The organism is Azospirillum sp. A29 (genome assembly GCF_042604625.1).
In the GTDB taxonomy this organism is placed as follows: domain Bacteria; phylum Pseudomonadota; class Alphaproteobacteria; order Azospirillales; family Azospirillaceae; genus Azospirillum; species Azospirillum palustre.
The window spans coordinates 1,177,039-1,191,862 of record NZ_CP170467.1 but is presented as its reverse complement, the minus strand read 5'-3'; the positions used below and the strand labels follow the sequence as shown (position 1 = coordinate 1,191,862).

General features: G+C 68.5%; 13 protein-coding genes. 8 read left to right on the top strand and 5 right to left on the bottom strand.

Annotation, left to right across the window (positions count from 1 at the left end; all coding sequences use genetic code 11):
• Window positions 1-11 precede the first annotated feature (11 nt).
• Together ABNQ38_RS33500 and ABNQ38_RS33495 are read left to right on the top strand one after the other, a co-directional pair.
• The gene (locus ABNQ38_RS33500; RefSeq protein WP_377810581.1) at window positions 12-1,175 is read left to right on the top strand and encodes a PQQ-dependent sugar dehydrogenase; all 1,164 of its coding nucleotides are present in this window, start codon (window positions 12-14) and stop codon (window positions 1,173-1,175) included.
• Window positions 1,176-1,219: 44 nt separating this feature from the next.
• The gene (locus ABNQ38_RS33495) at window positions 1,220-1,714 is read left to right on the top strand and encodes a GNAT family N-acetyltransferase (protein WP_377810580.1); all 495 of its coding nucleotides are present in this window, start codon (window positions 1,220-1,222) and stop codon (window positions 1,712-1,714) included.
• Here ABNQ38_RS33495 and ABNQ38_RS33490 read toward each other — a convergent pair.
• Window positions 1,701-2,678 carry a quinone oxidoreductase family protein gene (locus ABNQ38_RS33490; protein WP_377810579.1) on the bottom strand — a complete coding sequence of 326 codons (978 nt, stop codon included), beginning with the start codon at window positions 2,676-2,678 and terminating at the stop codon, window positions 1,701-1,703. The two genes, ABNQ38_RS33495 and ABNQ38_RS33490, sit on opposite strands and share 14 nt — an antisense overlap.
• 130 nt (window positions 2,679-2,808) lie before the next feature.
• Here ABNQ38_RS33490 and ABNQ38_RS33485 point away from each other — a divergent pair, with 130 nt between their 5' ends.
• The 6 genes from ABNQ38_RS33485 to ABNQ38_RS33460 all read left to right on the top strand — a co-directional run bounded on the left by ABNQ38_RS33485 (window position 2,809) and on the right by ABNQ38_RS33460 (window position 9,428).
• Window positions 2,809-3,684: a LysR family transcriptional regulator gene (locus ABNQ38_RS33485; protein WP_377810578.1), complete on the top strand. Its 876-nt coding sequence runs from the start codon at window positions 2,809-2,811 to the stop codon at window positions 3,682-3,684.
• Window positions 3,685-4,145: 461 nt separating this feature from the next.
• Window positions 4,146-4,520, top strand: a complete 375-nt coding sequence (locus ABNQ38_RS33480; RefSeq protein WP_377810577.1) for an ArsR/SmtB family transcription factor — start codon at window positions 4,146-4,148, stop codon at window positions 4,518-4,520.
• A gap of 21 nt (window positions 4,521-4,541) precedes the next feature.
• Complete coding sequence (locus tag ABNQ38_RS33475; RefSeq protein ID WP_377810576.1) at window positions 4,542-5,045, top strand: arsenate reductase ArsC; 504 nt, start codon at window positions 4,542-4,544, stop codon at window positions 5,043-5,045.
• A gap of 17 nt (window positions 5,046-5,062) precedes the next feature.
• Window positions 5,063-6,136: an ACR3 family arsenite efflux transporter gene (arsB, locus tag ABNQ38_RS33470; protein WP_377810575.1), complete on the top strand. Its 1,074-nt coding sequence runs from the start codon at window positions 5,063-5,065 to the stop codon at window positions 6,134-6,136.
• Between the two features lie 290 nt (window positions 6,137-6,426).
• Entirely contained in the window at window positions 6,427-9,141 is a 2,715-nt protein-coding gene (gene adhE / locus ABNQ38_RS33465; protein WP_377810574.1) for a bifunctional acetaldehyde-CoA/alcohol dehydrogenase, read from the top strand.
• 41 nt (window positions 9,142-9,182) lie between these two features.
• Entirely contained in the window at window positions 9,183-9,428 is a 246-nt protein-coding gene (locus ABNQ38_RS33460; protein ID WP_109490557.1) for a hypothetical protein, read from the top strand.
• Between the two features lie 132 nt (window positions 9,429-9,560).
• Here ABNQ38_RS33460 and iolB read toward each other — a convergent pair whose 3' ends face one another.
• The 4 genes from iolB to iolD all read right to left on the bottom strand — a co-directional run bounded on the left by iolB (window position 9,561) and on the right by iolD (window position 14,781).
• The gene (gene iolB / locus ABNQ38_RS33455) at window positions 9,561-10,370 is read right to left on the bottom strand and encodes a 5-deoxy-glucuronate isomerase (RefSeq protein ID WP_377810573.1); all 810 of its coding nucleotides are present in this window, start codon (window positions 10,368-10,370) and stop codon (window positions 9,561-9,563) included.
• 102 nt (window positions 10,371-10,472) lie between these two features.
• On the bottom strand, window positions 10,473-11,978 hold the full coding sequence (locus ABNQ38_RS33450) for a CoA-acylating methylmalonate-semialdehyde dehydrogenase (RefSeq protein WP_377810572.1): 1,506 nt from the start codon (window positions 11,976-11,978) through the stop codon (window positions 10,473-10,475).
• Between the two features lie 8 nt (window positions 11,979-11,986).
• Window positions 11,987-12,877, bottom strand: coding sequence for a myo-inosose-2 dehydratase (gene iolE / locus ABNQ38_RS33445; protein ID WP_377810571.1), 891 nt, complete (start codon window positions 12,875-12,877; stop codon window positions 11,987-11,989).
• A gap of 56 nt (window positions 12,878-12,933) precedes the next feature.
• A complete protein-coding gene (gene iolD, locus ABNQ38_RS33440; protein ID WP_377810570.1) occupies window positions 12,934-14,781 on the bottom strand; it encodes a 3D-(3,5/4)-trihydroxycyclohexane-1,2-dione acylhydrolase (decyclizing) in 1,848 nt (615 codons plus the stop codon).
• Window positions 14,782-14,824: the final 43 nt, after the last annotated feature.

Genomic DNA, 14,824 nt, shown 5'->3' with positions numbered 1-14,824 from the left:
GGAGGATCGTGATGCGCCGCACCCTGACCCTGTCGGACACCGCTCCAATCGCCGCCCTGATTGCCGTCCTCGCCATTCCGCTCGCCCCGGCGCAGGCACAACAGGCGGGCAATGCCCAGACGGTGAAGACCGTCCGCACCAGCGCCGGGCCGGTGGCGGTCAGCCGCGTCGCCGGCGGGCTGGAACGGCCCTGGGGCATCGATTTCCTCCCCGACGGCCGGGCGCTGGTGACGGAAAAGCCGGGGCGGCTGCGCATCATGGCGCGCGACGGCTCGCTCTCCTCCCCGCTGGCCGGGACGCCGAAAGTCTTCAACCAGGGCCAGGGCGGATTGATGGACGTGGCCGTCGATCCCGACTTCGCCCGCAACCGCGTCATCTACCTCGCCTATGCCGAGCCGGGAGACGGCGGCACCGCAGGCACGGCGCTCGCGCGTGGCACGCTGGGCGAACGCGGCATCGAGGACTTGCACGTCATCTTCCGCCAGTCGCCCAAGGTGGACGGCGGCAACCATTTCGGCACCCGCATCGCCTTCGCGCCCGACGGCCACCTCTTCCTGACGCTGGGCGAGCGCTACAAGTTCGATCCGGCGCAGGCCCGCGACAACACGCTGGGCAAGGTGGTCCGGCTGAACCGCGACGGCTCGCTGCCGAAGGACAATCCGTTCGCCGGTGAGGGGACGACGGCGGGCGCCGTCTGGTCCTACGGCCATCGCAACATCGAGGCGGCGGCCATCGACCCGCGCAGCGGAGCGCTGTGGATCGCCGAGATGGGTCCGATGGGCGGCGACGAACTGAACCGGCCGGAAGCCGGCAGGAATTACGGCTGGCCGCTGGTCAGCTGGGGCAAGCATTACGACGGCCGCGACATCCCCGACCCGCCGACCCGCAAGGAATTCACCGACGCGGTGATCCACTGGACGCCTGTGATCTCGCCGTCGGGCATGGCCTTCTACACCGGCGGGCTGTTCCGCGACTGGCAGGGCAGCGCCCTGATCGGCGGCCTCAGCGCCAAGGGGCTGGTGCGCGTCGCCATCGATGGGACCGGTGCGAAGGAAGTCGAGCGCATTCCGCTCGACGCGCGCATCCGCGATGTGGCACAGGGTCCCGACGACGCCCTCTATGTCATCACCGATGCCGCGGACGGCGCGGTCTTGCGGCTGGCGCCAGTGAAATGACCGCCTGAAGAACGGGCCGAAAGATGGGCCAGGAAATGGAACAGATGAGGATCAGGGATTATCGGCCGTCGGACGCCCCCGTCCTGGCGCAGCTTTATGCCCGCTCCGTCCGCGGCATCGGCCCGCGCTTCTACAGCGCCGAGCAGGTGGAGGCCTGGGCCGCCCGGGCGCCGACGGTGGAGCGGGTTCGGGAAGCCTATGGCGACGGCCGCGTCGCCCTGGTCGCGGTGGACGGGGACGACCGGCCGGTGGCCTTCAGCGACGTCGAGACCGACGGCCACATCAACTTCCTCTATTGCGCGCCGGAGGCGGCCGGCCGCGGCGTGATGTCGGCGCTGGTCGACGTGCTGGAGGCGCGCGCCCTGGCGCTCGGCCACCCCCGCCTGCATGTGGAGGCGAGCGAGGCCGCCCGTCCCTTCCTGCTGCGCCGCGGCTTCACCCTGCTGGCCCGCCGGGATCTCAGGATCGGCGATGTGCCGATCCACAATTACGCCATGGAGAAGTGGCTGGTCCCGGCGGCGCGACTCAATCGGGCGTAAGGACCAGGGTGCCGCTGGTGTCCCGCCCCTCCAGCGCGCGATGGGCCTCCGCCGCGGCATCGAGCGGCAGGCAGGTCACCGGACCGGCGGTCAGGCCTGCGGCGACACGGGCCAGCACCTCCCCGGCGGCGGCGCGGTAGGTGGCTGGATCGGCCATGTAGGCGAACACGCTGGGCCGGGCGAGGCAGAGCGAGCGGCGCGGTCCCAGTTCGGCCAGTTCGAGCGGGGCGACCGGCCCGCCGGCCTGACCGACGCTGGCCACGGTGCCGAACAGCCGCACCGCGTCGAAGGTCCGGCGCAGCGTGTCGCCGCCGATGCCGTCCACCGCGACATCGGCGCCGTGCCCGCCGGTCAGGTCACGCACGGCGGCGACGAAATCCTCGTCCCGATACAGGATCGCATGGTCGAGCCCATGGGCGCGGGCGGTTTCCGCCTTGGCGGCGCTGCCGACCGTGCCGATGACGGTGGCGCCCAGGCTCTTCGCCCATTGGGTCAGCAGAAGGCCAAGCCCGCCGGCGGCGGCATGCACCAGGATCGTGCTGCCCGGCCCAACCGGGCAGACCCGGTTGAGCAGCATGTGAACAGTGATGCCGCGCAGCAGCAGCGACGAGGCGGCCACCGGCTCCACCCCATTGGGCAGACGCACCGCACGGTCGGCGGTCAGCAGGCGTGCCTCGGCGTAACCGCCGGCCGGCAGCCCGGCCCAGGCGACGCGGTCGCCGACGGCAAGCCCCTCTACCCCCGGTCCGACCGCCTCCACCATGCCGGCGCCCTCGACCCCGAGCGTCGCGGGATAGGCCGGCAGCGGATAGAGGCCGGTGCGGTGGTAGATGTCGACGAAATTGACCCCGGCGGCGGCATGGCGCAGGCGGATCTCGCCCTCGCGCGGGGCCGGCAGGTCGATGAGGGTGGGCTGCATCACCTCGGCGCCGCCCGGCCCGGCCATCTGGATTGAGCGGATCATATCGGCTGTCTCCGTTGATCGTTGCGATGGAGCGGAGGCTAATCTGTGGCGAAGCGCACTGAAATTCGGCAAAGTCGCCCAAGTCCTGGGTGTTTTTGCGCAGAGATGCGGTGACCGATGGAATGGGCCGATGAACTGGGATGACCTGCGCGTCTTCCTCGCGCTGGCGGACAGCGGCAGCCTGTCGGCAACGGCGCGGAAGCTGGGGGTGGACCACTCCACCGTCGCCCGCCGGGTGGCGGCGCTGGAAGCCGACCTTGGCGTGCGCCTGTTCGACCGGCTGCCGCGCGGCTATGCCCCGACCGCGGAAGCAGAGGAGTTCGCAGTCCTGGCCCGCCGGGTGGAGGACGGGGTGCTGGCGGTGGAGCGCCATGCCCGCGGCCAGCCGGGCGAGCCGGCCGGTGTGGTGCGCCTGTCGGCCCCGCCGGCCTTCTCCAGCAGTTTCCTCGCCCCGCGGCTGGCCGGCCTGCGGCGGACGCTGCCCAAGCTGGTGGTGGAACTGGTCGGCGACGTCCGTGCGGTCAGCCTGACCCGGCGGGAGGCCGACCTCGCGCTGCGCCTGCAACGGCCGGAGGACGATGGGCTGGTCGCCCGCCGCATCGGCGCGATGGGATACGGGCTCTATGCGACGCGGGATTATCTCGACGGCCGCGACGAGGCCGATTGGGAATTCATCGGCTATGACGACAGCATGGACCATGTGCCGCAGCAGCGCTGGCTGCGGCAGGTGGCCGGCCGGCGCCCCTTCGTCTTCCGCGCCAACGATCTGATGAGCCTGCGCGCCGCGGCCGCGGCAGGCATCGGCATCGCCGCGATTCCGCATTTCCTCGGTCGGATGGATGCAGTCTTGGTCCAGGCGGTTCCGGCCGCGGGCCTTCCGCCGGCGCAGCCGCGCGAACTGTGGCTGCTGGTGCACAACGATCTCCGGCGGTCGGCACGGGTGCGCGCGGTGATGGACGCCCTGGTGTCGATCATCGCCGCAGAGCGGTCGCTGCTGGAGGATTGAAGGCCTTTTTCGCCGTCGCTGTGATGCAATCACGGGCGATGCCATCGGCGGTACCGACAAAATTTTTCGCGAACCGTGATCTCAGCAGGAGGGACGAGGGAACAGATCGGCAAGTCACTCCGTTAATTCAGCAGCATCGAAGAGCAGTGCTCTTGCAGCCTGACCATCTGAATATGGAGGAAACGCATGCCTATCCTGCTTTGGCTTCTGGGCGTTCCCGGAATTATCGTAATCCTGCTCTGGATGACGGGCATCATCGGCTTCTGACCTTCCGTCGGAACAAGCTCTTTACACCAAGGCCTCCGCCGGCACCGCTGCGGGGGCCTTTGGTTTTTCCGGCAGGCGGCATCGAGCGGCAGGCCATAGCAGCATATTTCGATATCCATCGAAATAACGTTGACAGCTGAGGAGCAGGCTGTCATTTCGATGATTGTGGAATCATCGAATTTATGGGTGGCGTCATGGAAAAGAAGGATGTCCTGACCGGGCTGGCGGCGCTGGCACAGGAGACACGGCTGGACATCTTCCGCCTGCTGGTGGAAGCCGGACCGGAGGGCCGCGCCGCCGGATCGATTGCGGAGGCGCTGGCGGTGGCGCCGGCCACCCTGTCCTTCCACCTATCAGCGCTGACCAATGCCGGGCTGATCCTGCAGCGGCGGGAGAGCCGGTCGCTGATCTATTCGGCCGATTTCGAGCGGATGAGCGGCATCCTCGGCTTCCTGTCGGAGAACTGCTGCGGCCGGCCGGTCAATGCCGGCGCCTGCATTCCGGTCTGCGCGCCGACGCCGGAAGCGGCCAATGGCGAAAAGACCGCGGCGCCGCGCTGCGGCTGCTGAGACCCAAAACCGGAGCGAAGAATGGCCGAGAACCGCGTCTACAACGTGCTGTTCCTCTGCACGCACAACAGCGCCCGCAGCGTCATGGCGGAATGCCTGCTGAACCGGGAGGGCAAGGGCCGGTTCCGCGGCTTCAGCGCCGGAAGCCAGCCGTCCGGGCGCATCAACCCCACCGTCCGCGATCTGCTGGAGCGGCTGGGTTTCCCGACGGCGGAGCTGCGGTCGAAGAGCTGGGAGGAGTTCGCCCTGCCCGGCGCCCCACAGATGGATTTCATCGTCACCGTCTGCGACAACGCCGCGGGCGAGGTCTGCCCGGTGTGGCCGGGGCAGCCGATCGGCGCCCATTGGGGCTTTCCCGACCCGTCCGGCGCCGAAGGGAGCGAGGCCGAAAAAGCCACCTTCACCGCCACGGTGTTCGGGCAGATCGAACGCCGCATCCGGTCCTTCGCCAGCCTGCCCATCGCGTCGCTCGACCGCATGGCGCTGAAGCGCCGGATGGACGAGATGACGCAGGCAGAATCGTGACGTGGGGGGTCAAATCCATGACCGCCGATATCCAGTCCGCCCCGGCGGCGCGCCCTGCCATGGGAACCTTCGAGCGCTATCTCAGCCTCTGGGTGGCACTGTGCATCGTCGTCGGCATCGCGCTGGGCCATCTGGTGCCCGGCCTGTTCCAGGCGATTGCCGCGGCCGAGATCGCCCAGGTCAATCTGCCGGTCGCCCTGCTGATCTGGCTGATGATCGTGCCGATGCTGCTGAAGATCGACCTCGGCGCGCTGGGGCAGGTCAAGGAACATTGGCGCGGCATCGGCGTGACGCTGTTCATCAACTGGGCGGTCAAGCCCTTCTCGATGGCGCTGCTCGGCACGCTGTTCATCGGAAATCTGTTCTCGCCGCTGCTGCCGCAGGAGCAGATCTCCTCCTACATCGCCGGGCTGATCCTGCTGGCCGCCGCCCCCTGCACCGCCATGGTGTTCGTGTGGTCCAACCTGTGCGACGGCGAACCGCACTACACGCTGAGCCAGGTGGCGCTGAACGATCTGATCATGGTGTTCGCCTTCGCGCCGCTGGTCGGGCTGCTGCTGGGCGTGGCGTCGATCACCGTGCCGTGGGGCACGCTGTTGCTGTCGGTGCTGCTCTACATCGTCATCCCGGTGGTGGCCGCCCAGTTCTGGCGGCGCAGCCTGCTGGCGACCGGCGGCGAGCCGGCGTTGACGCGCCTGCTCGGCCGCATCCAGCCGGTGTCGCTGCTGGCGCTGCTGACCACGCTGGTGCTGCTGTTCGGCTTCCAGGGCGAGCGGATCCTGGCGCAGCCGATGGTCATCCTGCTGCTGGCGGGGCCGATCCTGATCCAGGTCTATTTCAACGCCGGGCTGGCCTATTGGCTGTCGCGCCGGTTCGGAGTGGCGTGGTGCGTGGCGGCGCCGGCCGCGCTGATCGGCGCCTCCAACTTCTTCGAGCTGGCGGTGGCGGCGGCCATCAGCCTGTTCGGGCTCGGCTCCGGAGCGGCGCTCGCCACCGTGGTCGGTGTGCTGGTAGAAGTCCCGGTGATGCTGTCGGTGGTGCGTATCGTCAAGGCAACCAAGCCCTGGTACGAAGGACAGGCGGGGGCATGACCTCCGCCCTTTCATGGGCTTTTGCTGCGCATGATTGAGACGGGTCCTGCGCACGCCCATAATGTAGTGAAACTACATTTCGGTTAGGGCGTATTTACACCGACAAATGCGGGAAAATGGCATATCGCCTGCCAAAACGCTCCTGCATCCGCTTGAAACGACATGATTCAGATCAATTCTCGCGGCAAGTGGTATGACCACTCTTGCGTCGCCGTCGGGCGGGATGTAGGTTTCCTACATACCGCATGGAACCGAGAGATTCGGGGGTTCCGGGCCGGGAAACCGGTCCTTTGGCGACACCCGACGGGAGACGCCCGATCATGGTCACGACCGTTAAAACCCTTTCCGACCTGAACGCCCTGATCGCGCGGGTGAAGGCGGCGCAGGCGCGCTTCGCCGACTATCCGCAGGAGAAGGTCGATTTGATCTTCCGCAGCGCGGCTCTGGCCGCCGCCAACGCCCGCATCCCGCTCGCCAAGATGGCGGTGGCGGAGACCGGCATGGGCGTCATGGAAGACAAGGTCATCAAGAACCACTTCGCCGCCGAATACATCTACAACAAGTACAAGGACGAGAAGACCTGCGGCGTGCTGTCCGAAGACAACGACGCCGGCATCCTCACCATCGCCGAGCCCGTCGGCCTGATCTGCGGCATCGTCCCCACCACCAACCCGACCTCCACCGCCATCTTCAAGGCGCTGATCGCGCTGAAGACCCGCAACGGCCTCGTCCTCTCCCCCCATCCCCGCGCCCGCAAATCGACCTGCGAAGCCGCCCGCCTCGTACTCGCCGCCGCGGTCGAGGCCGGCGCCCCCGACGACATCATCGGCTGGATCGACGAGCCCTCGCTCGAACTCTCCAACGCCGTCATGCACCACCCCGACATCGCCCTGATCCTCGCCACCGGCGGGCCGGGCATGGTCAAGGCCGCCTATTCCTCGGGCAAGCCCGCCATCGGCGTCGGCGCCGGCAACACCCCCGCCGTCATCGACGAGTTCGCCGACATCAAGCGCGCCGTCGCCTCCATCCTGATGTCCAAGACCTTCGACAATGGCGTGGTCTGCGCGTCGGAACAGTCAGCGGTGGTGGTCGAGGCCGTCTATGACGCCGTGCGCGACCGCTTCGCCCACCATGGCGGCTACATCCTGTCGCCGCGCGAGGCCGACGCCGTGCGCAAGGTGCTGCTGACCGACGGCCATCTCAATGCCGACATCGTTGGCCAGCCCGCCCATGCCATCGCCGCCATGGCCGGCCTGAACGTGCCGCTCGCCACCAAGGTTCTCATCGCCGAGGTTTCGGACGTGGACGACAGCGAACCCTTCGCCCACGAGAAGCTGTCGCCGACCCTGGCGCTCTACCGCGCCAAGGACTTCACCGAGGCCTGCGACAAGGCCGCGGCGCTGGTGGCGCTCGGCGGCATCGGCCACACCTCGGCGCTCTACACCGACCAGGACCGGCAGGCCGACCGCATCCGCCATTTCGGCGACAAGATGAAGACCGCCCGCATCCTGATCAACACGCCGTCGTCGCATGGCGGCATCGGCGACCTCTACAACTTCCGCCTCGCCCCGTCGCTGACACTGGGCTGCGGTTCGTGGGGCGGCAACTCGATCTCGGAGAATGTCGGGCCGCAGCATCTGATCAACAAGAAGACGGTGGCCAAGCGGGCCGAGAACATGCTGTGGCACAAGCTGCCCAAGTCGATCTACTTCCGCCGCGGCTGCCTGCCCTTCGCGCTGGAGGAACTGCGCGGCAAGAAGCGCTGCCTGATCGTCACCGACCGCTTCCTGTTCGAGAACGGCCATGTCAACGACAGCGTCCGCGTGCTGAAATCGCTGGGGCTGGAGGTTGAGACCTTCTTCGAGGTCAGTGCCGACCCGACGCTGGCGGTGGTGCGCAAGGGCGTAGCGCTGGCGAATGCCTTCCAGCCCGACGTGATCCTGGCGCTGGGCGGCGGCTCGCCGATGGACGCGGCCAAGATCATCTGGGTGATGTACGAGGCGCCTGAGGTGGCGTTCGAGGATCTGGCCCTGCGCTTCATGGACATCCGCAAGCGCATCTACACCTTCCCCAAACTGGGGGTGAAAGCGCAGCTGGTGGCGGTGCCGACCACGTCGGGGACGGGATCGGAGGTGACGCCCTTCGCCGTGGTGACCGACGAGCGGACGGGCACGAAGTACCCGATCGCCGACTATGAGCTGACGCCGAGCATGGCGATCGTCGATGCCAATCTGGTGATGGACATGCCCAAGGGCCTGACGGCGGCGGGCGGCATCGACGCGGTGACCCATGCGCTGGAGGCCTATGTCTCGGTGGTGGCGAACGAGTATTCCGACGGTCAGGCCCTGCAGGCGCTGAAGCTGTTGAAGGAGCATCTGCCCTCGGCCTACCGCAACGGATCGCAGGATCCGAAGGCGCGGGAGCTGGTTCACAATGCGGCGACGCTGGCCGGCATCGCGTTTGCCAACGCCTTCCTCGGCGTGTGCCATTCGATGGCGCACAAGCTGGGGGCCGAGTTCCACATCCCGCACGGCATCGCCAACGCGCTGCTGATCGCCAACGTGATCCGCTACAACGCGGCGGACATCCCGACCAAGCAGACGGCGTTCAGCCAGTACGACCGGCCGAAGGGCGTGGCGCGCTATGCGCAGATCGCCCGGCATCTGGAGTTGGGCGGCAGCCGCGACCATGAGCGGGTGGAGAAGCTGATTGCTTGGGTGGAGGAGTTGAAGCGGGCGCTGGAGATCCCGGCCTCGATCCAGGCGGCGGGGGTGCCGGAGGCGGCCTTCCTGGCGCGGGTCGATGCGGTTGCCGAAGCCGCCTTCGACGACCAGTGCACCGGCGCCAACCCGCGCTATCCGCTGGTCGCCGAGATCAGGCAGCTGCTGATCGACAGCTATTACGGACGCGCCTATGTCGAGCCGTCGGCCCAGGACGCCGCACCGGTCGAGGTCAAGCCAGCCGGCAAGTCCGCCGCCCGCAAGGACGCGGCACTCGCCAAGTAAACTCGCCAGATAGCGAACCTCTTACATCAGGATACGAGACCATGAGCAAAGCGATCATGTGGGCCGAAAGCGATGCCCGCGGCTTCGAGACCGAATGCATGTTCAACGAGGACAACCGCAGCTACGAGGTGCTGGTCACCGCCAAGGGCCTAGGAATCGACAAGGCGGAGAGCTTCCCGGTGGTCGAGGATCCCGGCCTGGGGATGTGCCCCGCCGACCTCGCCCGCTCGATCAAGCTGGCCGACCGGCTGGTGTGGGAGATCGACCGGTCGCTCGGCGACCTCTGAAGCGAAACACGCCGCCGTCGGCCGGCAAGGTCCGCAAGGTCCGGCGGCAAGTTGTCTCCCATGGAAAGGCCCCCGTCCGAATTGCCGGACGGGGGCCTTTCCTTTGCCGGGACCTTGACCGCGGCCCCCCGGTCAGACCGGGGCCAGCAGCCAGCGGTGTTCCGGGGCGGTGTTGAAATGCCAGGCGCGGCGGGGGCCGGCCATCACGTTCAGGTAATAGCCGGTGTAGCCGTGGGCGGCGCCGACCGGGTGGTAGCCGCGCGGTACCATGACGAGGTCGCCATTCTCCACCGCCATCGCCTCGTCCAGCGAGCGGTCGTCGGTGTAGACGCGCTGGAAGGCGAAGCCCTGCGGCGGGTCGAGGCGGTGGTAATAGGTCTCCTCCAGCTGGGTTTCCGCCGTTCCGTCGTCGCTGTCGTGCTTGTGCGGCGGATAGCTGGACCAGTTGCCGGCCGGCGTGATGACCTCCACCACCAGAAGACTGTCGGCCGGCTGCGATTCGGGCAGGATGTCGAAGACATGGCGGGTGTTGCTGCCCCGCCCGCGGACCGAGGCGCCGACATCCTCTGGACGGATCAGCCGCACCGGCAGCCCGCCGTTCAGGCCGGGCGCGGTGCAGACCGCCAGTTCCAGTGCGGTGGTGGCCCGCACCCGCCACGGCGTGCCCTGCGGCAGGTAGATCGCGTAGGGCCGCTTGTCCTCGAAGGGCGACATGCGGTCGCCAAGCTCCGCCCACTCCCGGTCGCCGGCCATCGCCGCACCGCGCCCGGCGACGAAGACCAGACAGGTCTCGCGGTCCGCATCCTCGCCGGAAACAATCATCCCCTCCTCCAGGCGGTAGAGGTCGAACCCGATGCACGACCAGCCCGCCGATTCGGGCGTGACATGGTGCACCCGGCCGGCCGGGTCCGGTGCGTGATTGCGCAGCAGCAGCTTGCTCATGGTCGCCCTCTGTGGTGCCGGATGGTCTCGCGATGCGTCTCCGCCCCCTGGCGAAGCCGTGCTGGGCTCAGGTGCGGACAATGAAGGATCATACGCTCCCCCTCACGTCATCGTCGGCATGACGAAGTCGGCGCCGGACCGGATGCCGGTCGGCCAGCGGCTGGTGATGGTCTTCAGCCGGGTGTAGAAGCGCACGCCTTCCGGTCCGTGCATGTGATGGTCGCCGAACAGCGAGCGCTTCCAGCCGCCGAAGCTGTGGAAGGCCATCGGCACCGGGATCGGCACATTGACGCCGACCATGCCGACCTCGATCTCCGCCCCGAAGGCGCGCGCGGTGTCGCCGTCGCGGGTGAAGATGGCGGTGCCGTTGCCGAACTCGTGCGCGTTGATCAGATCGACCGCCGTGCGGTAGTCGGGAACGCGGACCACCGCCAGCACCGGGCCGAAGATCTCCTCCCTGTAGATCCGCATCTCCGGCGTGACATGGTCGAACAGCGTGCCGCCGATGAAATAGCCGTCGCCGCAGTCCGGATCGGCGATTTCGACCCGGCGGCCATCGACCACCAGCTTGGCCCCCTCCTCGACGCCGAGGTCGATGTAGCCGCGCACCTTGTCGCGGTGCTGGCGGGTGACCAGCGGCCCCATCTCCGCCGACGGGTCGGTGCCGGGACCGATTTTCAGGGCGCGCACCCGCTCGGCCAGCCGCTCCACCAGCGCGTCGGCCACCGCCTCCGTTACCGGCACGGCGACCGAGATCGCCATGCAGCGCTCGCCGGCCGAGCCGTAGGCCGCCCCCATCAGCGCGTCCACCGCCTGATCGAGGTCGGCGTCGGGCATGATAACCATGTGGTTCTTGGCTCCGCCCAGCGCCTGCACCCGCTTGCCGTTGGCGGCACCGGTGGCATAGATGTACTGGGCGATGGGGGTCGAGCCGACGAAGCTGACCGCCTTCACGTCGGGATGGCTCAGCAGCGCATCGACCGCCACCTTGTCGCCATGGACGACGTTGAAGACGCCGTCGGGCAGGCCGGCCTGCTTCAACAGTTCCGCCATGAACAGGGCCGCACTCGGCACCCGTTCCGACGGCTTCAGGATGAAGCAGTTGCCGCAGGCGAGGGCCACCGGGAACATCCACATCGGCACCATGGCCGGGAAGTTGAACGGCGTGATGCCGGCGACGACGCCCAGCGGCTGGCGCAGCGAGTGGCTGTCGACGCGGGTGCCGACATTCTCCGCCACCTCGCCCTTCAGCAGATGCGGTCCGCCGCAGGCGAACTCCACCACCTCCAGCCCGCGCGCCACCTCGCCCAGCGCGTCGGAATGAACCTTGCCATGCTCGGCGGTGATCAGGCTGGCGAGCCGGTCGGCGTTCTGCTCCAGCAGCTGCTTGAAGGCGAACATCACCCGGGCGCGGCGCAGCGGGGTGGCGGCCGACCATGCCGGGAAGGCGGCACGGGCGGCAGCGACGGCGCGGTCGACTTCCGCCGCTGTCGCCAGCGGCACCTTGGCGCTGTTGCGGCCGGTCGCCGGGTTGTAGACGTCGCCGAGGCGGTCGCTGGTGCCGTCGACCGGGGCGCCATCGATGAAATGCGGAACGATGTTGGTCATTTGGGTGCTCACAGGCCGTATTCCGTGACGAGCGCGCTCAGATGCTGGCGGCCCTTGGTGACGTAGGTCAGGGGATGGGCCTTGGCGGGGTCCTGCTCCGCCTCGATCACCAGCCACTGGCCGCGATAGTCCGCGCCCTTCAGCGCCTTCAGCACGGCGGGGAAATCGACGCAGCCGTCGCCCGGCACGGTGAACACCCCGTCGATGACGGCGTCGAGGAAGCTGCTGTCGGTTGCCCTGGCCCGCTTCAGCACGTCGGCGCGCACGTCCTTGCAATGGACGTGGTTGATGCGGTGGCCCCATTTGGCGATGACGTCCAGCGGGTTGCCGCCGGCGAAGGTCAGATGGCCGGTGTCGAGCAGGATGCCGACGCTGTCGCCGGTGACCTCGGCGAAGCGGTCGATCTCGTCGGGCGTCTCCACCACCGTGCCCATGTGGTAATGGTAGGCGAGCGGCGTGCCCTGGTCGCGCAGGTAATCGCCGAACTCCGCCATGCGGCGGCCGAACTCCGCCCACTGTCCGGACTCCAGCGTCGGACGCTGCGACAGCGGCGTGCCGCGGGAACCATGGACGCAGCCGGTCGTCTCGGCCACCACCATCACCGGGCAGCCCATCGCCTTCAGCAGCGCCATGTGCGGCTGCACCGCCTCGATCTCCTCGGCGACGGTTCGCTCCAGCAGGCCGGCGCTGTACCAGCCGGACACCAGCGACAGGCCGTAACCGTCGAGGATCGGGCGCAGCACGGCGGCATCGCGCGGAAATTTGTTGCCAAGCTCGAAGCCCTGGAAACCGGCCTCGCGCCCTTCGGCAAGGCACTGCTCCAGCGGCGTCGCCCCGCCCAGCTCAAGCATATCGTCGTTGCTCCAGGCGATCGGGTTGACGCCGAGACGAACGGTCATGATCGGATGCTCCCAAGACGGAAGAAGATGGTGGAAATTGGGGAAGAGGGGCGCGGTCAGCGGCGCTGGCGGGCCTTGTTGGCGACGTAGCGTTCACGGGCCGCCGCGACCTCGGGACGGGTCGAGAGTTCCGGCACCGGCACGTCCCACCACGCCCCGCCTTCCCGGGTCGAGGGCAGCGGGTCGGTGTCGATGACGATGGCGTAGGTGACGGGGGACGCCTTGGCGCGCTCCAGCGCCAGTTCCAACTGGGCAACGCCCGTTACTTTCTCCGTCACCGCACCCAGCGCGCGCAGATGGCCGGCGAAGTCGATGTCGGGCAGAGTCTCCGTCTCGTAATGGGTGTCGCGCAGCAGGTTGTTGAAGGGGGCGCCGCCGCAGGCGTTCTGCAGCCGGTTGATGCAGCCATAGCCGCGGTTGTCGAGCAGGACGACGATCAGCTTGCGCTTCATCGCCACCGACACGGCCAGCTCGGAATTCAGCATCATGTAGCTGCCGTCGCCGACCATGACGAAGGTCTCGCGGTCCGGGCAGGCCATTTTGACGCCGAGCCCCCCGGCGATCTCGTAGCCCATGCAGGAGAAGCCGTATTCGAGGTGGTAGCCGCCGGGCCGGCCGCTGCGCCACAGCTTGTGCAGCTCGCCCGGCAGGCCGCCGGCGGCGCAGACGATTGTGCCGTCTCTGCCGGCGGCGCGGTTGACCGCCCCCAGCACCTGGGCGTCGGTCGGCAGGTCAAGCCCGGCATCGGCGGTCGCCCGGTCGACGACACGGGTCCAGACGGCGGTGCGCTCCTGCGCCAAAGACTGCCAGGACAGCGGCGCCGACCAGTCGCCGAGCCCGGCATCGAGGGCCGCCAGCCCACGCGCCGCGTCGGCGACCAGCGGCAGGGCGTCGCCCTTCACCACATCGAAGGCGGCGACATTCAGCCCGGCGAGACGGGCGCCGCGGTTGGCGAAGATTGTCCAAGAGGCGGTGGTGAAGTCGGCGAGCCGGGTGCCGACCGCCAGCACCAGATCGGCCTCCGCCGCCAGTTCGTTGGCGGCGCTGGAACCGGTGACGCCGATGGCGCCGACGTTGCAGGGATGGTCCCAGACCAGGGCGCCCTTGCCGGCCTGGGTTTCCGCCACCGGGATGCCGCGGCGCTTGGCGAAGTCGGCCAGCGCGTCGCAGGCGCCGCTGTAGAACACGCCGCCGCCGGCGACGATCAGCGGCTTCTGCGCGCCGCGCAGGGCCGCCGTCACCGCGGCCAGCTCGTCGCGGTCGGGCTCCGGCCGGCGGGTGCGGCGGACGGTCCGCTCGAAGACGGAAAGCGGGAAGTCATGGGCTTCCGCCTGCACGTCCTGCGGCAGGCAGAGCGTCACCGGCCCGCACTCCACCGGGTCGGTCAGCACCTGGATGGCGCGGCGCAGGCTGGGCATCAGCTGTTCGGGGCGGGTGATGCGATCCCAGAAGCGCGACACCGGGCGGAAGCAGTCGTTGGCGCTGACGGTGGCGTCCTCGAAACGCTCCACCTGCTGCAACACCGGATCGGGGGCGCGGGTGGCGAAGACGTCGCCCGGCAGCAGCAGCACCGGCAGGCGGTTGACATGGGCCAGCGCCGCCGCCGTCACCATGTTGACCGCACCCGGCCCGATGGAGGTGGTGCAGGCCATCATGCGGCGCCGTCCCTGCGCCTTGGCATAGGCGATGGCAGCGTGCGCCATCCCCTGCTCGTTGTGGGCACGGTAGGTCGGCAGCCGGTCGCGGGCGGCATGCAGCGCCTCGCCCATGCCCGCCACATTGCCGTGGCCGAAGATCGCCCAGACACCGGCGAACAGCGGCAGTTCCTGGCCGTCGATCTCGACATACTGGGCGCTGAGATAGCGGACGACGGCCTGGGCGACGGTGAGACGCACGCTGTCCATGATGGCTTCTCCCTACTGGGGCGGTACGGCCCCTGTTATTCTT

Excerpts from the sequence above, each read along its gene's own strand:
- ABNQ38_RS33500 (WP_377810581.1), top strand. The coding sequence starts at position 12 with ATGCGCCGCACCCTGACCCTGTCGGACACCGCTCCAATCGCCGCCCTG.
- ABNQ38_RS33495 (WP_377810580.1), top strand. The coding sequence starts at position 1,220 with ATGAGGATCAGGGATTATCGGCCGTCGGACGCCCCCGTCCTGGCGCAG.
- ABNQ38_RS33490 (WP_377810579.1), bottom strand. The coding sequence starts at position 2,678 with ATGATCCGCTCAATCCAGATGGCCGGGCCGGGCGGCGCCGAGGTGATG.
- ABNQ38_RS33485 (WP_377810578.1), top strand. The coding sequence starts at position 2,809 with ATGAACTGGGATGACCTGCGCGTCTTCCTCGCGCTGGCGGACAGCGGC.
- ABNQ38_RS33480 (WP_377810577.1), top strand. The coding sequence starts at position 4,146 with ATGGAAAAGAAGGATGTCCTGACCGGGCTGGCGGCGCTGGCACAGGAG.
- ABNQ38_RS33475 (WP_377810576.1), top strand. The coding sequence starts at position 4,542 with ATGGCCGAGAACCGCGTCTACAACGTGCTGTTCCTCTGCACGCACAAC.
- arsB (WP_377810575.1), top strand. The coding sequence starts at position 5,063 with ATGACCGCCGATATCCAGTCCGCCCCGGCGGCGCGCCCTGCCATGGGA.
- ABNQ38_RS33460 (WP_109490557.1), top strand. The coding sequence starts at position 9,183 with ATGAGCAAAGCGATCATGTGGGCCGAAAGCGATGCCCGCGGCTTCGAG.
- iolB (WP_377810573.1), bottom strand. The coding sequence starts at position 10,370 with ATGAGCAAGCTGCTGCTGCGCAATCACGCACCGGACCCGGCCGGCCGG.
- ABNQ38_RS33450 (WP_377810572.1), bottom strand. The coding sequence starts at position 11,978 with ATGACCAACATCGTTCCGCATTTCATCGATGGCGCCCCGGTCGACGGC.
- iolE (WP_377810571.1), bottom strand. The coding sequence starts at position 12,877 with ATGACCGTTCGTCTCGGCGTCAACCCGATCGCCTGGAGCAACGACGAT.
- iolD (WP_377810570.1), bottom strand. The coding sequence starts at position 14,781 with ATGGACAGCGTGCGTCTCACCGTCGCCCAGGCCGTCGTCCGCTATCTC.